Raw genomic sequence first — 20,437 nt, 5'->3', positions numbered from 1 at the left:
CCAGTCACTCGGCCCCGTGATACCGCAGGGCACCCTTCAACTCCACCAGAGCCGCAGACGGAGGCAGGGCCTGGACGACCGGGGAGAGCTTCGCGAGCTGCTCCAGGACCTGCCAGCAGGCCTCTTCCGGCAGACGATCGGGGCATCGCATACGCATCACCGTCGACACATCGTGTGCCGTCGCGTCCCAGGGCATGCGGCCACCTCCCGCACTCCATCTCATCGAACAGGAATTCGAACGCGCGAGACCGCAGTAGAAGGATCTGTCGCCCGACCTGGCGTGCCCAACGCTTTGCGCGTCGGGCACGCCCTGTGGCTGGCACGCATCGACCGCAAGCTCGTCGCCCTCCCGCAACGGGCAGGCCGAAGCAGGAAGCGGCCGCACGAACCGGCCCCCGGCCACAGCGGATCGCTGCATCCCGCAGGGTCAGGGGGCGGGCCTCGCCGTCTGGCGGGTTGCCCCGTTGACGGCTCTCACCCTCGCCCGTGTGAGCATTCTGCGCATCACGAGGGCCTTATTCCTTCCTGAAGGCGCCGGGGTAAGGGTTGAAGCATCGGAACGCGTAACGGCCGCACCCGGATCCCGGGTGGGTGCGGCCCTATACGTGCGGTCCGTCTGGGTGATGCGGTCAGTTCTCCAAGGGGATGCGGGCGGCGACCTCCCGCGCCGCCGGTCCGCCTCGGCGGACATCGACCCGCCGTCCTGGGCAACCGTCACCAGCAGGCGCAGCAGCTCATGCGCCTCCTCAGGGAGAGCAGGGCCAGGCGCTCGGTCGTGTACCCGACGGGAGCGAAGTCGATCTCATCGAGGTCGACGTGGACATCATCGTCCACCCTGGGCAACACGGCCGGCTTCCCGCCGGTCACGCGCCAGCCGCGACGAGAACAGCCCCGGCCGGCGAGGGCACCGGTCGGGGCTGACGAGCAAAGTGTGGTCGTGAAGGGCGGTCGCCTACGCGGCGAAAGGCTCCATGAGGCTTCAGCCGAACGATCGTCCTCATGGGCAATAGGTGAGTCCCGGGGACACTGTCCCCTTCACCGGGTTCCTCCGAGGATGCCCCGGCCTTCAGGCCGGGGAGGAATGGGACTCCTGCGGAGCCGGGCGGGGAAAGGGCAATCGCCGCCAGGGCGATTGGCCGTCGACCACGGGGCGGGGTGAGCAGGCCCGCTTTGATCAAGAGCTCTCAACTGTCGGTCCTCCCGGATAGATTCGGGTTCATGGCGACGGACGCGACGATGGATGGGGATGCCGGGCATGCCCGGTACACGTATCGTCTTCGTGTGTCCGCCGGCGCGCGGGCTGCGCTCGAAGCGGAGTGGGACCGGTGCCGTTGGATTTGGAACGAGTGCGTGGCCAGGTCGCCGAGTAGCCGAGGGGATTCTCACCCCTCGGCCCTCACAGATCCGTACGTGACGATCTCTCGTCATACGGCTCTTGTCGCTCTGGTCACCAGACGCGGGGAGCATGGGTGGTCCAGGCCCAGTGGGCGAAGAACCGAGGTCGTCGTGAGACGGCCTGGTTCCACGCCATTTGGGCTTTCTTCCTGCCCCGCAGCCGTTTGAACTTCTTGCGCATCCACCGCATCACGTAGGCATTGACGCGTTCCAGGAGGGGATACAGGGCCGACTGGTAGAAGGCCCCGTAGTACGCCATCCATCCCCGAATGATCGGGTTGATGAACCGTGCGAGGTCTGCTTCGGTCAGGCTGGTGCGGTGGTGCAGCCGCCAGGACCGCACCTCGGAACTGATACGGCGCAGGGCCTCCCCGCTGACGGCGGGGAGGAACGACCGGAACATCCGGCCGTCCTTGCGCACCGCGGAGCGTGTGCGGAAGGTGAACCCAGGAAGGTGAACTCGGTCTGCTCGTACGAGGCACGCCGGTTGGCATCCTGGCAGTACACGATCCGGGTTTTCTCCGGGTGCAGTTCAAGCCCCACCTCGGTCATCCGCTTCTCGATCGCCTTGAGCACGAAGCGTGCCTGGCGTTCGCTGACGCAGTGGACCACCGCGTCGTCCACGTAGCGTTCGAACCCGATGGCGGGGAAGTTCCGCGCCATCCAGGAATCGAAGGCGTAGTGGAGGAAGAGGTTGGCGAGGACAGGCGAAACCGAAGAGCCCTGGGGCGTCCCCCGGTCCCGCTCGCGCCGTGTCCCGTCGGGCAGTTGCAGCGGTGCGGCCAGCCAGCGCCGCACGTACAACAGGACCCAGGACTGGGACGGATCAGTGTGGGCAGCGACCGCCTTGAGGACCAGATCCCACGGAACGCTGTCGAAGAACGCGCGGATGTCCAGGTCGATGACCCAGTCCGCCTTCCAGCAGCGCTCCCGGCACCGGCCCACAGCGTCGATCGCCGACCGCCCGGGACGATAGCCGTATGAGTCCGGGTGGAAGACCGGTTCGGCCTTCGCCTCCAGCACCCCGGCAACCACCGTCTGAGCGATACGATCCCCGATCGTGGGCACGCCCAGAATCCGGACGCCCCCTTTCTTCGGGATCTCCACCGCACGCACCGGGGGTGGGAAATAGGTGCCGGAGGAGAGACGGTTCCAGATCCGGTACAGATTGTTCTTCAGATCCTTCTCGAACTCTTCCATCGACACCGCATCCACACCCGCAGCGCCCTTGTTCGACCTGACTTTCTCGTACGCCTCCCAGACGGACTGCTTCGAAATATCAAATGGCTTGCCTGATGCTTTCAACTCGTTCACGCGACTCCTCCCGGGAAACACCCGGTTGATCGAATAAACATAGTCACGAACGACCCGGCCCCTTCGCTCCGCCCCCATTACAGGGGCTTCATCACTACTACGAGCCGGTCCGCCGGCGTGCCTGGCATCGGTACTCAGTCCCTCACGGCTTCGGACCGTCCAGGACGCTCCCTTTCTCCCCGCTCACCAGCGGAGACGTATCCAGGCCCGCCTTCTCCTGTTCCGCACGAAGGCCGCAGACCGGGCTCGCGCCGCCTGCATGCCGGACACCGCCTGGCCAATAAACGGGCACCCGCCAGACTCCTCCCGGGACTGCCTTGACACCCCGGTTCTGATGTCAACTCTACTTTTCGACACGTCAGCAGCGATTCACTTGCGTTCGCCTTCCCGATCCCCACCTGACACCGTTTTCCGGCGCCTTTTCCTCATCGTTCACCACGGCAGTCTTCAGCTAGCGCAGCATGAGGTGGTTTAAATCCCCCCCCGCAGGGCGAATTTGAAGGGCCAAACCTTCATCCTTCGTACAGCATCGCTACAAGAAGAGTTCCTACATGCTTCTTCCTTTCGCGTTCAGGACACAACAAGGCCGTGTACCTGCACAACAAGGTGCGTTCCGAAGGACAAGCTGACGTGTGGTCCAGCGCAGCTCGACAAGATGCTGACCCAGGCGCGCCGGGTGACGCCGTGGCTCGCGCAGGGCGCGAGCGTGCCGCAGCAGCAGGTCATACGCGACTTCGCGACATCGCGGGCGAAGGCGCTGGGGGACATCAAGGCCCGGCTGCCGATGCGGCAGCGTGCGGGGATGCCCCGCTGGAAGAAGAAGCGGGAGGCCGACTTGTCGTTGAACTACACCCGGCGTGGGTTCCGTTTCAAGGACGGGCGCCTGCACCTGGCGGGCGGGATCGTGCTGACGGTGGTGTGGTCGCGCCGGCTGCCCAAGGCGCCGTCCTCGGTGCGCGTGTACCGCGACAGTATCGGGCATTGGTATGCGTCCTTCGTGACCGCCACCACCACTGAGCACCTGCCGAAGACCGGCCGCATGATCGGGATCGACTGGGGCGTCAAGGAGAGTGCGACCACCACGAGCGACGATTACGACCTTCCCCACGCCCAGCACGGGAAGAAGGCCCAGGCCAAGCTCTCGCGCTATGACCGGATGATGGCCCGACGCCGACCGGCCACGGGGCAGGCCGCCTCGAAGGGCTACCGCGAGGCGAAGAAGCTGCGCGCGAAGGCGTACGCCAAGGTCGCCGGGCAGCGTCAGGACACCGGCCGCAAGTGGGCCAAGTCCGTGGTCTGCGACCATGACCGGATCGCAGTGGAAGACTTCCGCCCGAAGTTCCTCGCCAAGACCACCATGGCCAAGAAGGCGGCCGACGCCGCTATCTCGCAAACCAAGCGCGCCCTGATCGAGATGGGCCGCAAGCATGGGCGGGATGTGCGCCTGGTGCATCCCGCGCACACCACGATGGAGTGCGCAGACTGCGGAGCGAGAACCAAGCACGCGCTGCCTCTCTGGGAACGAACGTATACCTGCACGCGATGCGGAGCCGTGCGCCCTCGGGACAAGAATTCCGCGTTCGTGATGCTGGTCCGGGCGGGTTGGTGCCCGGCAGGTGCTGAGGGCGTAAGACCTTCCGGGCCGCCGGCCCGGAAGGCTGCCTGAGCCTGGAATCCCCACACACGCCCCAAGGCGCCCCGCACGGGGCGTCCGACCGCAAGGCCGGACGGGAACCCCCCCGCCTTCAGACGGGGGAGCCTTCAACACCACGCTCCCTGTAACCACTGGGGCCCGGCAAATGTTCCCCTTCCACTGCAGGTCCGTCGGCACAGTGGGCGTGTGGACGGACCTTCGCCCCAGCTCGGGGATTACGGAGCGGAAGCCGCGTCTGCCTTCCGCGCTCTCAGGGTCCTGCCGCATGGCTTCCTTACAACCCCTCTCCCCTGCTGTGGGCGAAGCCGTCAGTGAGCGGCAGGAGTCCGGCAGTGACCTGGATGCCTGTGCAGACCGCGAACCTCGACTTGATGTAGATCGCCGCGACCGGAGCCAAGGAGCCGCTGCACCGCCTCATCAACAAGGACAAGCAGGACAAGAACCGCTCCAAATCCATCAGCGAGTGCAAGAAGGTCTGGGGCGACTACTCCGGCAGCGGCCTGGAATGCGACGAATACCCCTTCGCCTCCATGAAGGAAGGCTCCGCCAAGGGTGACAACCGCTTCTCCGTCCGGCTCATCGACGGCAAGGACAACCGCAAGGGCGACCTGCGCCTCGATGAGATGTACACCCTCAACCGGGTCCTGGACGGCGACCCCTTCTGCGTGAAGATCACCCACTAGCAGGAAGACCCCACCCGCCCATGGCCCTTCTCGCCGAGCACAACGTCACCGCCACCCCCGGCCGCCGCGTCGTGGAGGTCTACGTCGCCGACGCCTACCTCGGCGACGAAGCCGTCCTGGACGCCGCAGAGCAACAGGTGGTAGCCGGAAACGGCTACCACCTGTACCTCCTCAGCCTGCAACCCGACATCCCCGTCCAAATGACCCGCCGACACCGAAGGCCACACCCGCGTCAGCATCGAATCCGTCATCGGCCAACTCGACCGCCCACCCGCTGCCGAGATCACCCTGCCCCGCCCCGGCGTCTACGAAGGCCACGCCTGGTGGACCAACCGCCAAGCAGCCGCCGCCAACTCACTCTCCAGGACACCCCAGACATCACCACGTGCGCCGCCCCTAAAGTTCACCTCGAACAAAAGACATCACTCAAGAGATACAACAGGCTTAACTCTTACGTACTATCTCTATGCCGGGCTATTTGCAGCAGTGACCGCCGCTGCCTTCAGACACCAGCTCGCGCCCACACGCGTGGCGCTCTGCGCCTGCACCAAAGATCTGGCACACCCAGCCAGGAACACTGAGAAAGGCAACACCATGTCGGAGAGCACAACGGCAACCACCGGGCTGACGTCGCAGTACGCCGCCCAGGTGACCAGCGACCTCGAACGCAATGCCAAGGAGCAGGAACGCATCAGCGCGGACATCGCTGCACTGCAGGAGCATCTGGCCGCCCTGCAGCAGGATCACACCGTGCTGGTCAACGTGCAGCAGGTACTTGGTGTATCGCCCACGCCGGTGCAGCCTGCGGCCGCACCAGACAGTTCCACCGTGCCCGCTCCCCGCAACAAGAAGACTGCTGGTGAGCCCGGCGCCGCTAAGCGGACGCTGGCGAAGAAGGCTACCGACACTGGCACGGCAGCCAAGAAGTCGGCTGCGAAGAAGCCCGCGAGCAAGACCGGAGCTTCAAAGGGTGTCCTGCCCACGCTGGTCGAACTCGTCCGCAGCCACCTCACCGAACAGAGCGACCCGCGCTCCGCGGCGGACGTCGCCACCGCTCTCGACACGGCCCATCCCGAGCGTGGCATCAAAACCACCGTCGTACGCACCACCCTCGAGAACCTCGTAGCCAAGAACAAGGCCCAGCGCACCAAGCAGGGCAGCTCCGTCTACTACACCGCCCCCACCCCGGCGGAGCAGTCGGCCGCAGCGATCCCGGACGAGGCGCAGGCCGAGTAAGCCGAGGGGCAGCGTGCAGCCGCGTCAGGAAAGTGATCAGATGTGCCTCTGAACGATCTCTGCTCGCCGGCTGCTCGCCCCATCGGTTCCCGACCTGATCTGATCGGCTGGCTGCGGCATTGGATTTATAGTGTCGAGGAGGCTGCCGTCTCCGGCTGACCGCAAGGCACCGTGCAGGTTCGTCGGGGATTATTCCTGACATGTCCTGCTCGGCTGTAGCTGTCCGTCGACGACCGTGCCCAGTTTCTAGCTGGAGCATCGGTTCCACACGGACTGTGGTCGAGCGCTTCAGCCAGCCCGTCTGACGCTCCGTGCCGCCCTGGCGGCTTCGCGGAACTGCGGGAATCTCTGGGCCTTTGGGTCCAACACGTCGATCAAGGCGATGAGTTTCTCTTGGAGTTCGGCAAGTCGGGGCACGGCCGGTCCGGTGTTCCCTGCAAGACGGTCGACGTCTGCAAGTAGTGGGGCGAACCATCGGCGGTAGACCTCCTCGCAAGCGAGCTTCTCGCAGAATTCGGCGTAACCCAGGCATCTGCGTCGGCCGGGTTCTCCCTCCGGATGCACCATCAACTCGCCTATGGCTCGCTGTTCGGCGCGCCATAGGCGCAGTGTGTTGTCGTCGGTAGCTGAAGTGCGGTTCAGAACTGTGCCGATGGACGAGATCACCGTCACGGCACGCTGGTTGGCTCGTGACTGCCCGAGGTCAAGGAACTGGATGTCCCGCCGCAGGATCTCCACCCATCCCAGGTACTCCGCGAGCACGAACACGGTGCTGTGGCGGACGTACTCTCGCTCCTCCGGTGTGCCCTGCAGATGGAAGGAAGTCATGAATCCGCGAGATGGCCCTGGTGAGAGGTCGACCTCATGGCCGTACAGAACGTTGTACAACCTGGCTTGAAGGTCGTACGCAGCCCAGGCCAGCGAGGCGCCATAGGAATCCATCAGGTTTCGTAGCTCGATCAAACGTAGGCGGCGCTGCGTCCAGTAGCCGAGCACTGCAGTCGTCGCCGCGCCAGACAGTGCCACGAGCGCGGACACCACCGTCAGCGCATCCACCGTTCCGCCCCCTGAACTTCCCTGCCAGTCACCTGCTTGCGTCAGCCAACTCAAAGGGATGGCGAGAGCCGAGGGTATCCCGATTCCTCAGCGCCCGAGGTGTCCCTGAGCCCGTGCCCGGCTTCCATCCAGGTGTGTCGGGATGGGCGCGGCAACAACCGTGGACGGCCGACGGATGGCCCGGCGCGGAGGCTCACTCCTGGTCTCGGGCGACGCGGGCCGGACGACTGCGGAAGCACTCAAGTGGCTGGCTGAATGTGACTGAGCGCGCCAGTGTCGGCTGCGCCTGAATCGAGTTCAGGCACGGATTCCGTGAAGCCGATCAAGGGGCCGTTGCGGTCTGTGCTCGATGGCCGAAACTTGCTCGGATGGCTGTGCTGCGCAGACTCAGGTAGGACAGAATGCTCAGCATGACGACTTGAAGAGCACCGGCCAGGCGCTGGCCGAAGTGGCTCAAGGTCGGGAACGGCTGGTCCGTCCTCGAAGGTGAACGCTGGATCTGCGCCACATGCGCAACGCCGGTCCGCTCATACACCTACCGCTTTCATCCACCCGAGTCCTCCTCGTTCGAGCGCTGCATCGGGTTCGCCTGGTGCTCGACGTGCAGGATCTACTCCGGGAATATGGTTCACGTCCCGCGGAAGCGTGTTCTGGTCGACGCGCTCGCCTCCCTTCCCCGTGAGGAACGCGAGCGGCTTCTGCATTCGGAAACGGGAGTGATCGAGTTCCTGAAAAGCCAGGACCGAGGCAAAGGGTAGGTCTCACCGGGCAGGCACCCCGGGTAGCCGACAAGAGGTCTTCGTCTCGGTCAGTGGTCGGCGGCTGGCGGCGATCAGAAGGAACCGTTTGCGCAGAAGCGGCGGCTTCGCACGGCCGAACATGCTGCGCTTGAGCGCCTTGAGGTCGTTGACGCGGCCCTCGACCGGGCCAGACGACTGGTTGGTGCTCATGCCGTAGTCGACGGCGTCGAGGTCGGAGAGGAGTCCGGTGGCGAAGCCGGCGAGACCGCATTGTTCGTCCGCGCAGACGTTGGCGATCCAGTGCCCGAGTTGGTCTCCTTCGCGGTTGGTCATAAGGGTTGCGAAGGTTCGGCCGTGGCCAGCGGCGGCCGTGAGCTCAGGTGAGCGGGCCAAGAGGGTCTGAGTGCTTCAGTCGGCGGGCGGGCCTTGACCCCTGATCTTGGACACACGAGACACTAGATCTTGAGGATCTGAGAACGGACATCTCGTGGTCATGAAGCACTACCCGCCGGAGTTCAAGGCGGACGCGGTCGCGCTGTACCAGTCGCGCCCGGGAGCGACGATCAGGTCGGTTGCGGCTGATCTGGGGGTCAACCCGGAGACGTTGCGGAACTGGGTGCGGGCGGCTGGGGCAAGCCGGCCCCGGGGCCGCCGGGCGGAGATACCCGCCGAGCCGCCCACGCCGCTGGAAGCGGAGAACGCGGCCCTGCGCCGGAAGGTCCGCGAGTTGGAAGAGGAGCGCGAGATCCTGCACAAGGCGGCGAAGTATTTCGCCGGGGAGACGCGCTGGTGAGGACCCGTTAGGAAACTACTGCGAGTTTCGCGCCAACTCCGCGATCGGGCATGGTAGATGGGCTGCTGTGGTGATTCCGGATGAAGTCCTGGCGGTGCTCGATAGGAAGTTCGCGGTGGTGTTGCCGCATCTGGACGAGCGGCAGCGTCGTCTGTACCTGGCCTCCGAGGCCGTGGCTCTGGGGCACGGCGGGATCTCAGCCGTGGCCCGGCTGACCGAGGTGTCGGAGTCGACCATCGCCCGGGGATGCGACGAGCTCGCGGGTGGGGCTGAGGTGCTGGGGCGAGTGCGCCGGCCAGGCGGCGGGCGCAAGCCGGCGGCTGAGCGCGACCCGGGTCTGGTGACGGCTCTCGAGTCGCTGATCGAGCCCCGGGAAGTGGGCGACCCGGTCTCGCCGCTGCGTTGGACCACCGCCTCGCTTCGAGACCTCGCCCGGGAGCTCACCGACGCCGGCCATCCGGTCAGCGCCCCGGTGGTGGGCGACCTGCTGCGTGGACTGGGCTTCAGCCTCCAAGGCATGGCCAAGACCCGCGCGGGCAGCCACGTTCCCGACCGTGATGCCCAGTTCCGGCACATCAACACCGCTGTCGAAGGCTTCCTGGAGCAGGGACTGCCGGTGGTGAGCGTGGACGCGAAGAAGAAGGAGCCGATCGGCGACTTCGCCCGCCCCGGTCGCACCTACCGCCCCAAGGGCCAGCCCATCACCGCCCCGGACCACGACTTCGTGGACCCCGACACCCCGATCGCCATCCCTTACGGCGTCTACGACCTGGGACGCGACACCGGCTGGGTCAACGTGGGTACCGACCGCAACACCGCGGCCTTCGCGGTGGAGTCCCTGCGTCGCTGGTGGAGCGATCGGGGCCGCTTCGACTACCCCGGCGCCACCCGCCTGCTGATCACAGCCGACTCCGGAGGAGCGAACTCGGCCGACTCCCACTTGTTCAAGAAGGACCTGGCCGCCTTCTGCGACGAGTCCGGGCTGAGCGTCACCGTCATGCACTTTCCGCCGGGGACTTCGAATAGGGTCGGGGACTGGCGCGGTGACGCAGTACGTGCGTTCCGTTTCCAGCCCCCGCCACCTCGATTCCGTGCATGCGGTTCTCCCGCACACGGCTCACCGACGCCGTTCACCACCGGCATTCGGCTTCCCCCGCCAGTCCCGAAAGGGCCTGGGGGCGACGACGTTTCCAGAAAGGCTGACCAGGCCCAGGTGGTCCGGGGAGGCATACGACACCACGTACCGTCCAAAGCCACGGGAGCGTTTGTGGCGTTTGCTGATGAATAGCGCCATCCGCATCCGCACATACTCCCTGATCACACCGAAGCGGTGAGCCGAGTTACCGTACTTGAAGTACGCGGCCCAGCCGGTCAGGAACAAGTTGAGGTCCTGAACCACCACCTCGGTCGGCAGCAGCAGTCTGGAGCGGTCCGTGAGTTCCCGGATCCGTTCCCGTGCGTGCCGCACCGCCTTGTCTGCGGGCCAGCGAGCGAGGAAAGGGAACGGCCGCCGCCCCAGGGCCCCGGCGTTTGCCCGGCTCGTCCGACCTTGGGTCGGTTGACGTCGGCGGCGGGCCCCGGAAGCAGGCGAACACGGCCCCTGTGGATCATGGAGTTCTCTACGCTTCAAGATCCACGAAGGTGCCGTGTTCGTCCCACCATCATCCCCCATCCCTGCTCCTGTCTGCCCCGCACCCCGCCTGCAAGATCTGCGTGAGGGTGCCGCCCGGGATCAAGTCGGCAGCCTGGTCGCGGAGTTCGAGTCACTCACCGATCCGCGCGGAGCCAGCGGTGTGCGTTACCGGCTCTCCTCCCTGCTGGCCCTGGTGGTCTGCGCGATGACGCCCGCGGGCCACGACTCGATCACTGCGGCAGCGGAGTGGTGCCGGCGTGCGGCCCCCGAGGAACTGGCCGCCTTCGGCCTGCCCTACCACCCGCTCCTGGGCCGTTACCGGGTGCCGAGCGAGAAGACCCTGCGCAGCGTGCTGGGGCGCCTTGATCCGGCCGAACTCAGCGCGGCCGGGTTCGCCTACCTGACGTCCCTGCTCTCCGACGAGCGCGCGCATCCCGCGCTGCTGATGCCGGACGGCGGCCCGGAACGCGAACAGCGCCGGGCCCACCAGGCTGCCGCCCAGACCGATCCGGTGCGTCAAAGGCGCCGGGCGATCGCGGTGGACGGCAAATGCCTGCGCGGTGCACGACGCCCTGACGGCAGCCGGGTCTTCGTGCTCTCCGCGGTCCGCCACGGCGACGGCATCACCCTGGCCTCCCGCGAGATCGGCGCGAAGACGAACGAAATCCCCGAGTTCGCACCCCTGCTCGACCAGATCGACGACGTGGAACTCGCCGGCGCGGTCATCACCGCCGATGCTCTCCACGCCCAGCACGCCCACGCCGCCTACCTGCACGAACGCGGCGCCCACTACCTCCTCACGATCAAGAACAACCAGCGCGGTCAGGCCCGCCAACTCCACCGGCTGCCCTGGAAAGAGGTCCCCGTGATCCACCGTGACGACACCCGCGGCCACGGCCGCCACGAGCAGCGCCACGTACAGGTCGTCACCGTCGACGGCCTGCTCTTCCCCAACGCCCGTCAAGTCCTGCGCATTCAGCGCAGGCGCCGCCTCTACGGAGCGAAGAAGTGGTCCAGCGAGACCGTCTACGCCATCACCGATCTGCCCGCTGAGCAGGCATCTGCCGCCGAGATCGCCGCCTGGGCTCGCGGGCACTGGACCGTGGAGAACACCGTCCACTGGGTGCGTGATGTCGTCTTCAGTGAGGACAAGTCCCAGGTCAGGACCCGCAATACGCCAGCCGTGCTCGCCGCCGTCCGCGACCTGATCCGCAGTGCACTCAAACTCGCCGGGTACGTCAACACCGCCGCCGGACGCCGAGCCCACACCGAACGCCACCGCGTCCTCGCCCTCTACGGCATCACATGATCAACCAGACATCCGAGGCAAACGCCGGGGCCCTGGCCGCCGCCCGGGGCGGGCGGGCGCGTTCACCATCCGGTGATGGAAACCGAGGAAGTCCACTCCCTCGCCTCCCGCCCGAAGGCACACAATCCTGGTCTTGGCCTCCTTCGGCTCCAAGCCGAGTTCAGCCAGCAGTTCCCGAAGCCGCGCCAGCGCGGCCTCGGCCTGCCGCCGGGACCTGCACATCACCAGCGCATCGTCGGCGTAACGCACCAGCACCCCATGCTCCAGCTCGTCCCATGCCCGATCGATCCGGTGCAGGTAGACATTGCAGAGCAAAGCGGATGCAACCCCGCCTTGCGGGGTTCCGGTGACCGGCCGACGGACCTGCCCCTCCTCCATGACCCCCGCGCGCAGCATCACGCGCAGCAGCTTCAGGAACGGCTGGTCGCAAATACGTTCCTCGACCGCCTGTATCAACTTCTCGATCGGAATCGCCTCAAAGCAGTTGGCGATGTCCGTCTCCACCACCCAGTTGCGCCCCCGCCAGGACTCATCGATGAGAACCTGAAGCGCATCGTGGGCACCGCGCCGGGGACGGAACCCGAACGAACACGGAAGGAAATCCGCCTCGAACACCGGCTCCGCCACCAGCTTCCATGCGGCCTGGACGATCCGGTCGCGCACCGAAGGGATCGACAACGGTCTTTGCTCCAGCGTGCCGGGCTTGGGGATGAACACCCGACGCGCCGGGAGCGGACGATAGCTGCCGGTCTTCAGTTCCGCGGTCAGTTCGTCGAGGAGCCGGGTCACCCCGTACTCCTCGATCTCTTCCAACGTGGTCTGGTCGATACCCGGAGCGCCGTTGTTGCGGCGCACCGCGACCCACCCGCGCCATAGGACGTCCCTGCGCGAGACTTTGTCCATCAGCGCATGGAACCGCCGTCCGGGGTCGGCCTTGGCCGCCCGGTAGAGCGCATGCTGCAAGGCACGGACCGGATCCGAGGGAGGACGTCCCCCGTCGGCGGGACTAGCCACGTGGGCACTCACCGGGCCCCTCCTCCACATCTCTACGCATCGACGAAGTAGCGGCCCTTCCCTCACCGGCGGTTATGTTGTCCGCTCGGCTCAAGCAGTACTACGGCCGCCTCTGACGCCCTCCCGGCCGGCACCCACTTCCCGAGGTCGTCGGTTATAGGGCACCCAGCTTCCGGCAGCGTCTATGCGCAGGCCGCCGGGCCGGGGAGGGCCTCTCCAGTTCCCGCCGTCACTATCCGAACGTTCCGTGCCCCTTACGCCGGGGAGTTCTTCACGGCTGCGATTCCAGGGTCTTCACCGTTTCCATGGCCTTCGCCCTGACACTCCGGGCTCGGCTCTCCCTTGTCCCACCTCACGATGGGGATTTTCACGACGCGGCAGGCTTCGCTTGATGCTACGGACCGTACGGTTGCTCCCCCTTGAAGGGCTTTCGACGCTGGGCTCCGACATCGGGCGTTTCCCCCCGACACCGCCAGCCTGCTACCGGGCCTCCTGGCAGCTACCCGGACCGGACTTGCACCGGCAAGCGACGACGAGCTTACGACTAACGATCAACCGCCTAACACGATCAACCTCCAGCCTTCTGGACGCACAATGGAACAAAATCGAAGTGCGCCACGAGGCGCCGCTGTTACCGGGCAGGGGTGAAAGGCCCCTGCCGCCGGACTGTCGCAGCAGTCCGGTGAAGCTGAGGGCAGCCGATCCGTGGAGACGCGCGGGGAGGTAGGAGCAGCCCTGACAACGACGGAGCGCGTCGGTACTTCCAGACGGCGCGTGTCCGGCAAGCAAGACGAGACGCCGTACGAGAGGAACCAGTGCCTGACGTCCCGTAAGTGTTCCACCGGCTCCAATCTGGAGGATATGGGCTGGGTGCAGCGCACGTCGCCCGTCGGGTGACGACTTCGAAGCCGGTCTTTCGATGCTGGTGAGAAGGCCACGCTGAATGCCTGCGGCGTAGGCGTGGCGATGCTGTCGGGGTAGAGCTGGGCGGCTCGCTCGTCGACCGGAGAGTGGTGAACGTGGGAAGCGTGCTGGAATCGCCCTTCCCGGCTGGCACCCAGTCAGCCGGTGGGCAGGCCCGTCGTCGGCTGACGGCTCCAGTGCGTGGCGGAGGTCCCGTAGTAGTCCGAGCGCACGAGAGGTGCGTGCATGGCGAAGGGGGCCAGCAAGTCTGTGGCCGAAGTGCTGGAAGACCAGGAGGTTTTCGCCGGTGAATACCGACGAACTTGAGGCCGTCACGTATGTGGCGGAGCGACGGGTACTGGAGATCCAGACCAAGCTGCACCGTTGGGCCCGTGATGATCCTCATCGCAGGTTTGATGATCTGTTCAACCTTGTCGCCGATCCCGCGTTCCTGCTGGTCGCGTGGGATCGGGTGCGGGGTAACAAGGGTGCGAAGACCGCCGGGGTGGATGGCCGCACTGCGGCGTCCATCGTGGCGCGGACGGGAGTCGAGGAGTTCCTCGGCGGGCTGCGGGACAGCATCAAGGACCGCAGATTCCGTCCGCTGCCGGTGCGGGAGCGGATGATCCCCAAGCCAGGTGGCAAGTTGCGCCGGCTGGGGATCGCCACGATCGCGGACCGGGTGGTGCAGGCATCCTTGAAGCTGGTGCTGGAGCCGATCTTCGAGACGGAGTTCCTCCCGTGTTCCTACGGGTTCCGTCCGAACCGCCGGGCTCATGACGCGGTGGCCGAGGTGCGTTTCTTCACGTCCAAGTCGTATGAGTGGATCGTGGAGGGCGACATCAAAGCCTGCTTTGACGCATCGTCACACTGCTCCTTGTGCTGATTGTGGGGGTCAGAACAGGCTGTTCTGAGGGGTCGGGGGCTCGATACGCAGGCCTTTTCTGCGTCCGGTGCGGACGTGGACGGCCTTCAGTTCGCCGTGCTTGACACGCTGCAACAGGGTCTGGCGGGAGACGCCGTAGGCGAGGGTGGCCTCGAGCATGGCGAGCCAGCCGTCGGGGGCGTCCTCGACGAATAGGGCACGGAGTTCGTCGGTGAGGCGGATGCGCCAGGGGGCGCCGGGGGTGTCCTGCTCGCCGGCGATGAAGCCGTCGCCCAGCCAGCGATGCAGGGTGGAGGGCGCGAGACCGAGTCGGTCGGCGGCCTGGGCCACGGTGACCAGCTCTCCTTCCTGCGGCTTGTCGCTCTTGGTGTGGCAGGGGATGCCCCAGTGGTGCCGTAGTGATTGGACTCTACTGGCCGTGTATGACAATCCCCGGGCGGTGCGCCGACCTTGGCGGTTGAGGATCCCGGCGATCTGGGCGTCCGGGTAGTGCACCGCCAGGCGGCGGATGAGGTCGACGGTGTCCTCGTCGGTGCGGATCTTCGGCTGCGGTCGGCGGATCGGCACCACCAGTTTGCTGATCGCGCCGCCTTTCCAGCGCATGACTGCCTCGGCGCGCGGGTCGGAGTCGTCGCGGTGGACGGTGAGGGTGACGTCCTCGAGCAGGGTGTGCAGCAGCTGCTTGCGGTCCTTGTCGGTGGTGGTCTCGGCGGTCCAGACCGGGTGGAGGTCGTCGGCGAGGGCGAGCACCGTGGCGCGCTCGGCCGCGGTGAGGGCGGTGGGCTGGCGGCGATCGCGGCGGGCGAGCTCGGCCTCGGCGGCGGCCAGGGCCGTGAGCGTCTTCTCCCAGTCGGCCTCCAGGCCGCGGGCGACCAGGCGGTTGTCCGGGTCGACGGCTCGGTAGCGGCGCTCGGCGCGCAAGGCGTCGTAGCGGGCGCGCTCGACCTCGCGCCGGTATTGGGCAAGCGCCGTGTCGTGGTCGGCTTCGAGTTGGTCGGCAGCCTTGAGGCAGGCTTCCAGGGCGGCGGGGGTGAGCGCGGCCAGGAACGCGGCGGCCACCGCGGCGTCGATGGCCTGCCCGCCGACCTGCAGGTGGCGCGTGCCGCGGCCGTCGACCAGCTGTCCGGATCCGGTGCAGTAGTAGCCGGGGGTGGCCTTGGCAGGGCCCTGGTAGAAGACGGCGAGTTTGCGCCCGCAGATGCCGCAGACGGCCAGGCCCTGCAGCAGCGCGCACCCCTCACGGACCGCGCCGGTGCCGGGCTCGTGACGCCGCGGGCGGGTGTTTGCACTGATTTTCTCCTGGTTGGCCAGGTAGTCCTCCCAGGTGATGAAGCCCTCGTGGTGGTCCTCGATCAGGACCTGCCACTGGTCGCGGGGCAGGACGCGGCGGTGGGTGCGCACGGTGCCGTCGGTGTCGAGGCGGCGTTCGAAGCGGGTGCGGCCGTAGACGTAGGCACCGGCGTAGGCGGGGTGGGTGAGCGTGTTGTGCACCGCGTGGTAGGTCGGCTCGACCCAGACGATCTCGGTGCCGTTGACGTACCCGGTCGGCTGCAGCGGCCACTTCAGGCCCTGCTCGCGCAACCACAGCCACACCCCGCGCGCTGAGCCGCAGGCGGCGAAGTGTTCGAAGACCGCGCGGATCACGCCGACCACGGCCTCGTCGGGATGGAAGAGGATCTCGCCATCGGCTTCGCCCCAGACCAGACCGACGGGAAGGCCGCGTCGCAGTTCCCCGCGGGCGGCCTTGTTGCGCACCCCGCCGTCGAGGCGGGCCCGCAGAATGTGCAGCTCAGCTTCGGCCATGGTCCCCTTCATGCCCAGCACGAGGCGGTCGTCGAACCGGCGCGGGTGGTAGACGCCGTCCGCGTCGGCGACCAGCGTGTCGGTCATCGCCGCGAGGTCGAGCAGCCGGTACCAGTCCGCATTATTGCGGGCCAGCCGGCTCACCTCGAGCGCGAGGATGATCCCGACCTGGCCCAGGCCGACCCGGGCGGCCAGCCCGGCGAACCCGGACCGCCCCAGGGCACTGGCGCCGGAGATGCCCTGGTCCTCATCGACGACGCTGACCTGCGCACGGGACCACCCGAGCGCCACCGCACGCTGGCCCAGATCGTACTGGCGGGCCGTGGACTCCCTGTTGCGTTCCAACTGAAGCAGAGTGGACTGGCGCACGTAGACGATCGCCGCTCTTTGCCGATGGGACGCGGTGACTTTACTGTGCTCACTCATCGTCAGCCTCCGTTCGGCGTGCGGCGGTCATCTTGGCGATGAGATGGGCCAGCTGGGTGACGGCCTCTTGCAGCTGGTTCTGCGGCGGGGATACCTGCTCGGGGAGCAGACTGAGTTGGACAGGCTGCACGGTCGTCCTCCTTGCACGGTGACTGCCGTGCAGCCTGCTCCCGCCCAGCGATCGCCCGGGCGAGAAGCGAGGAAACCAGCCCGTGCGCCTCCAACAGCTTGACCGACGAGGCAAGTTGCCTGATGCGATCGTCTCCGGCGCCGGTGGCTTCTTCCCTGTCCTGAGGGAAGTCAGTCCAGGCGGCCGGGATGAGCGACTTGCTCCCGTCCGGCAGGACCAGCAGCAGCTCCAGCCGTCCCCGGCAGTGCATCTGGCCGAGTACCTGAAGGCTGCGGCCCTTGAGCGGGTGGTGGTCCCTGACCACCTGCACGGACCTCACCGCGCACCACCGTCTCGCAAGGGCAGAGCGACCTCCGCACAGCCGCCGGCGCGCAGCACGGCGCGGGCCACCAGTACCACGGTGGGTGCGTCCACGCTGGTCAACACGGTGCCCAGGTCAACGGGGACGCCCTCGACCAGGCTCGCGCACAGCCGCAGCACCTGGCCCTCGCCGGTGGAGCAGGCCAGCCGCCCGCGCTTCAGACAGGCTGCCACCCGCGACCAGTCGACGAACGCCATCGGCGTCCCGTCCGCAGCAGGGACGATCTCGACGAAGTCCGCGATGAAGTCGTCGCGGCGCAGCCACCGTTCCTGGCCAATCAGCAACTCGACGGCCGCCACCGCGCAGTACAACCCCGCGGCCCCAGCGCGCAACGCGGCCGCGAGGTCCTCGATGCGGGTAGTAAGTCCGGGCTTCGTTCGACGAGATCTCGCACTCCGCTCTGATGGATCGGGTGCGTAAGCGCGTCGGAGACAAACGCGTTCTGGCCTTGGTGAAGGCGTTCTTGAAGTCGGGCATCCTCGGCGAGGACCGTGTGCTTCGGGAGACCACCGCCGGGACCCCGCAGGGTTCGATTCTCTCGCCGTTGATGAGCAACGTGGCTCTGTCGGTCCTGGACGAGTACATCGCCCAGTCGCCGGGAGGCCCGGGGTCTACGCCCTGGGCGCGGGCCAAGCGGCGTCGTCAAGGTCACCCCAACTACCGGCTGTCCAGGTACGCGGATGACTGGTGCCTGATGGTCCACGGCACCAAGGACGACGCCGAAGCTCTGCGCGAAGAGATCGCGGAGGTGTTGTCCACGATGGGTTTGCGCCTGTCCGTGGAGAAGACCCTGATCACCCATATCGACGAGGGACTGGATTTCCTCGGGTGGCACATCCAGCGCCACCGCAAACGGGGGTCCAGCCGCTGCTACGTCTACACCTATCCCTCGCGCAAGGCCCTCAAGGCCGCGATGGACAAGGTCAAGGCGATCCGCCGCGGAACGGCCACCGGCCTGCCACTGGACGAACTGCTCATCCAGATCAACAAGATGCTGTTCGGCTGGTGCATGTACTTCCGCCCCGGAGTGTCCAGCGCGACCTTCCAGTACCTGAGCTCGTACACGTGGGGCCAGGTCATGAAGTGGCTGCGCCGCAAGCACCACCGGATCAACCGGAGGGACCTCCGCCGCCGCTACTGCGGCGGGGGGTGGTGGCCAGCAGGGGAGGAACGGACGCTGTTCGATCCCGGCAAGGTACGCACCACGCGTTACCGATACCGAGGATCAGCCATCCCTTCTCCCTGGCCATCCGGATGAGGGCAATCACCAACAACCTGACGGGACTTGTGGAGCGCCCGGTGCCGTGAGAACGGCACGCCGGGTGCGGGAAGCGGCCCAGAGAAACGGCTCGATCGAAAGACGAGACCGCGCTCTGGGCCGACTTCACCACCGAATGTTCTCGCGTATCACCCACAGCCTCCGCGGCAGGCCGCTGACCAGCTATGAGGTGTTGCTGCAGACCATCTCGGCCACCCGCACCAGCACCGGCTTGACTGTCAGCGCCGTTCTAGACGAGAACGACTACCCCACCGGGCGCACGCTCACCAAGGCCGAACGCGCGTCCGTCCTTCAACGCGTCGAGCGTGACGACTTCCGCGGGGAGTGGAACTACACCCTCGCCCCATACGACCCCGCGCAGGCACTGCCGGCCGAGCCGGAACAGCCGAAGGCACCACCGCTACCCGCTGAAGCCACCTTCTTCCTCACCCATCCGGCCCTGACCGGTATGTCCCGTGAGCGGTTCGACCGGCTCGTGGAGGAGCTGGAGCCCTGCCGCCGGATCCTGGCGGAGGCCGAGCGTGAGAAGAGGAAAGGCATCAACCGGCGCGGATACAACCCGGGTTTCGGCTTCCTTGACCACCGCCACCGTGTCCTGGCCGCCGTCCTGAGCCGCCGCAACACCGTCACCCTCACCCTGACAGCCCGACTGCTCGGCCGAGATCGCAACACCCTGAGCTACCACGCCCACCGGACCATGCCGCTATTGGCCTTCGCCGCCCCAGACATCGCCGCAGCGCTCGCTCAGCCCCGGCGGACCCACCCGCCCCGCACCATCAAGGCCCTCCAGAGTGCGATCGCTGACTACGAAAGCGACATCAAATCCGCCAATAATTAAATTACGGGTCCTGAACCGCTTCCAGTTCGTCGCAGACCACCAGCGCCGCTTCGGCGTGAAGCGGCTGTGCACCATCCTGGGCATCGCCCGCTCGAGCTTCTACTACTGGCGCAAGAGCGCAGCCGCGAGGGCGGCCCGCCAGGCGGCCGATGCCAGGCTCGCCGCCCAGATATGGAAAGTTCACCAGGACACGGACGGCACCTACGGCGTCCCCAGGATCACTGCCGAACTGCGTGAGACGGGCGAGCACGTCAACCACAAGAAGGTCGCCCGCGTCATGCGCCAGGTCGGCCTGGCCGGACTGCGGCTGCGCCGCAAGCACCGGACCACCATCGCGGATCCGGCCGCCACGAAGGCAGCCGACCTCATCGGCCGTGACTTCACCGCCGCGGCGGTGAACACGAAGTACGTCGGCGACATCACCTATCTCCCGCTGACCGGCGGCAAGTTCCTGTATCTGGCCACCGTCATCGACCTCGCCTCCCGGCGCCTGGCAGGCTGGGCGATCGCCGACCACATGCGCGCCGAACTGGTCACCGAGGCATTGGCCGCCGCCGAGCGGTGCCGCGGCAGCCTCGTCGGCGCCCTCATGCACACCGATCACGGGGCCCAGTACACGAGCCAGGCCTTCGCCGACGCCTGCCGCCGGGCAGGCGTGATCCAGAGCATGAGCGCCGTCGGCAGCTCGGCGGACAACGCGCTGGCCGAGTCCTTCAACGCCACGTGCAAACGGGAGACTCTCCAGGGCCGCAGCGCCTGGGCCGACGAGCGCGAAGCCCGCATCGACCTGTTCCGCTGGCTGCACCGCTACAACACCCGACGCCGCCACTCCAGCCTCGGACAACGCAGTCCCATCGCCTACGAAGCAGCACTCACCACAACATCAACTAACTTGGTCCAAGCCGCATAACCCGTGTCCAAGATTCCGGGTCAAGCCCCGGCTTCGTCAACTGTGGCGCTCAGCCCTGGGACGGGTGTCTTCAG

16 protein-coding genes and 8 pseudogenes are annotated in these 20,437 nt (G+C 66.8%); 11 read left to right on the top strand and 13 right to left on the bottom strand.

What is annotated here, in order from left to right:
* Positions 1-7: 7 nt before the first annotated feature.
* Positions 8-196, bottom strand: a pseudogene (locus ACQEXA_RS52220) (hypothetical protein); the annotation flags it as partial.
* 231 nt (positions 197-427) lie between these two features.
* Positions 428-834, bottom strand: a pseudogene (locus ACQEXA_RS52215) (DUF6417 family protein).
* A 384-nt stretch (positions 835-1,218) separates the two neighbouring features.
* On the opposite strand from ACQEXA_RS52215, the pseudogene ACQEXA_RS52210 reads away from it, so the two are divergent.
* Positions 1,219-1,362 (top strand): annotated as a pseudogene (locus tag ACQEXA_RS52210) (RNA-guided endonuclease TnpB family protein); the annotation flags it as partial.
* Between the two features lie 85 nt (positions 1,363-1,447).
* On the opposite strand, the gene ACQEXA_RS52205 reads toward ACQEXA_RS52210, so the two are convergent.
* Both ACQEXA_RS52205 and ltrA (ACQEXA_RS52200) read right to left on the bottom strand, forming a co-directional pair.
* Entirely contained in the window at positions 1,448-1,738 is a 291-nt protein-coding gene (locus ACQEXA_RS52205; RefSeq protein WP_433128390.1) for a group II intron maturase-specific domain-containing protein, read from the bottom strand.
* Positions 1,702-2,709: a group II intron reverse transcriptase/maturase gene (ltrA, locus tag ACQEXA_RS52200; protein WP_433133558.1), complete on the bottom strand. Its 1,008-nt coding sequence runs from the start codon at positions 2,707-2,709 to the stop codon at positions 1,702-1,704. Before ltrA (ACQEXA_RS52200) ends, ACQEXA_RS52205 begins: the two co-directional genes overlap by 37 nt.
* A 625-nt stretch (positions 2,710-3,334) precedes the next feature.
* Between ltrA (ACQEXA_RS52200) and ACQEXA_RS52195 the strand changes: the two genes are divergently transcribed.
* Positions 3,335-4,375, top strand: a complete 1,041-nt coding sequence (locus tag ACQEXA_RS52195; RefSeq protein ID WP_433134800.1) for an RNA-guided endonuclease InsQ/TnpB family protein — start codon at positions 3,335-3,337, stop codon at positions 4,373-4,375.
* Positions 4,376-4,740: 365 nt separating this feature from the next.
* Positions 4,741-5,046, top strand: coding sequence for a NucA/NucB deoxyribonuclease domain-containing protein (locus tag ACQEXA_RS52190; protein ID WP_433134799.1), 306 nt, complete (start codon positions 4,741-4,743; stop codon positions 5,044-5,046).
* Here ACQEXA_RS52190 and ACQEXA_RS52185 read toward each other — a convergent pair.
* Positions 5,043-5,207: a hypothetical protein gene (locus ACQEXA_RS52185; RefSeq protein ID WP_432922310.1), complete on the bottom strand. Its 165-nt coding sequence runs from the start codon at positions 5,205-5,207 to the stop codon at positions 5,043-5,045. The two genes, ACQEXA_RS52190 and ACQEXA_RS52185, sit on opposite strands and share 4 nt — an antisense overlap.
* Positions 5,208-5,640: 433 nt before the next feature.
* Here ACQEXA_RS52185 and ACQEXA_RS52180 point away from each other — a divergent pair, with 433 nt between their 5' ends.
* Complete coding sequence (locus ACQEXA_RS52180) at positions 5,641-6,282, top strand: hypothetical protein (protein ID WP_432922313.1); 642 nt, start codon at positions 5,641-5,643, stop codon at positions 6,280-6,282.
* A 288-nt stretch (positions 6,283-6,570) separates the two neighbouring features.
* On the opposite strand, the gene ACQEXA_RS52175 is transcribed toward ACQEXA_RS52180, so the two are convergent.
* Positions 6,571-7,338, bottom strand: a complete 768-nt coding sequence (locus ACQEXA_RS52175; protein WP_433133556.1) for a hypothetical protein — start codon at positions 7,336-7,338, stop codon at positions 6,571-6,573.
* Between the two features lie 761 nt (positions 7,339-8,099).
* Positions 8,100-8,411 (bottom strand): hypothetical protein, encoded by a 312-nt coding sequence (locus ACQEXA_RS52170; protein WP_433133554.1) that lies wholly within the window; start codon positions 8,409-8,411, stop codon positions 8,100-8,102.
* 154 nt (positions 8,412-8,565) lie between these two features.
* Between ACQEXA_RS52170 and ACQEXA_RS52165 the strand changes: the two are divergent.
* A pseudogene (locus tag ACQEXA_RS52165) lies at positions 8,566-8,856 on the top strand (transposase); the annotation flags it as partial.
* An 82-nt stretch (positions 8,857-8,938) separates the two neighbouring features.
* Positions 8,939-9,892, top strand: a pseudogene (locus ACQEXA_RS52160) (ISAzo13 family transposase); the annotation flags it as partial.
* Positions 9,893-9,988: 96 nt separating this feature from the next.
* Here the strand turns inward: ACQEXA_RS52160 and ACQEXA_RS52155 are convergent.
* Positions 9,989-10,543, bottom strand: coding sequence for a group II intron maturase-specific domain-containing protein (locus ACQEXA_RS52155; RefSeq protein WP_433133552.1), 555 nt, complete (start codon positions 10,541-10,543; stop codon positions 9,989-9,991).
* Here ACQEXA_RS52155 and ACQEXA_RS52150 point away from each other — a divergent pair.
* Positions 10,518-11,813 carry an ISAs1 family transposase gene (locus ACQEXA_RS52150; protein WP_433128038.1) on the top strand — a complete coding sequence of 432 codons (1,296 nt, stop codon included), beginning with the start codon at positions 10,518-10,520 and terminating at the stop codon, positions 11,811-11,813. The two genes, ACQEXA_RS52155 and ACQEXA_RS52150, sit on opposite strands and share 26 nt — an antisense overlap.
* On the opposite strand, the gene ltrA (ACQEXA_RS52145) is transcribed toward ACQEXA_RS52150, so the two are convergent.
* Positions 11,814-12,776: a group II intron reverse transcriptase/maturase gene (gene ltrA / locus ACQEXA_RS52145; protein WP_433133550.1), complete on the bottom strand. Its 963-nt coding sequence runs from the start codon at positions 12,774-12,776 to the stop codon at positions 11,814-11,816.
* Positions 12,777-14,037: 1,261 nt separating this feature from the next.
* On the opposite strand from ltrA (ACQEXA_RS52145), the gene ACQEXA_RS52140 reads away from it, so the two are divergent.
* Positions 14,038-14,616, top strand: coding sequence for a reverse transcriptase domain-containing protein (locus ACQEXA_RS52140; RefSeq protein WP_432926038.1), 579 nt, complete (start codon positions 14,038-14,040; stop codon positions 14,614-14,616).
* A 9-nt stretch (positions 14,617-14,625) separates the two neighbouring features.
* Here the strand turns inward: ACQEXA_RS52140 and ACQEXA_RS52135 are convergent, their stop codons facing one another.
* From ACQEXA_RS52135 to ACQEXA_RS52120, 4 genes and pseudogenes are all read right to left on the bottom strand, one after another.
* Positions 14,626-16,845 (bottom strand): recombinase family protein, encoded by a 2,220-nt coding sequence (locus ACQEXA_RS52135; protein WP_432920226.1) that lies wholly within the window; start codon positions 16,843-16,845, stop codon positions 14,626-14,628.
* Entirely contained in the window at positions 16,838-16,975 is a 138-nt protein-coding gene (locus ACQEXA_RS52130; RefSeq protein ID WP_433134827.1) for a hypothetical protein, read from the bottom strand. The genes ACQEXA_RS52135 and ACQEXA_RS52130 overlap by 8 nt, the downstream gene beginning before the upstream one ends.
* Before the next feature lie 163 nt (positions 16,976-17,138).
* Positions 17,139-17,279, bottom strand: a pseudogene (locus tag ACQEXA_RS52125) (DUF5372 family protein); the annotation flags it as partial.
* Positions 17,280-17,290: 11 nt separating this feature from the next.
* Positions 17,291-17,668, bottom strand: coding sequence for a hypothetical protein (locus ACQEXA_RS52120; RefSeq protein ID WP_359412606.1), 378 nt, complete (start codon positions 17,666-17,668; stop codon positions 17,291-17,293).
* Positions 17,669-17,739: 71 nt separating this feature from the next.
* Between ACQEXA_RS52120 and ACQEXA_RS52115 the strand changes: the two genes are divergently transcribed.
* From ACQEXA_RS52115 to ACQEXA_RS52105, 3 genes and pseudogenes are all read left to right on the top strand, one after another.
* Entirely contained in the window at positions 17,740-18,594 is an 855-nt protein-coding gene (locus tag ACQEXA_RS52115) for a group II intron maturase-specific domain-containing protein (RefSeq protein ID WP_433128467.1), read from the top strand.
* A 121-nt stretch (positions 18,595-18,715) separates the two neighbouring features.
* Positions 18,716-19,453 (top strand): annotated as a pseudogene (locus ACQEXA_RS52110) (ISAzo13-like element transposase-related protein); the annotation flags it as partial.
* 7 nt (positions 19,454-19,460) lie between these two features.
* A pseudogene (locus tag ACQEXA_RS52105) lies at positions 19,461-20,363 on the top strand (IS3 family transposase); the annotation flags it as partial.
* Positions 20,364-20,437 lie beyond the last annotated feature (74 nt).

This window comes from Streptomyces sp. CA-106110 (assembly GCF_050936285.1).
Classification (GTDB): Bacteria; Actinomycetota; Actinomycetes; order Streptomycetales; family Streptomycetaceae; genus Streptomyces.
This window is presented reverse-complemented; position numbering and strand designations above follow the sequence as displayed.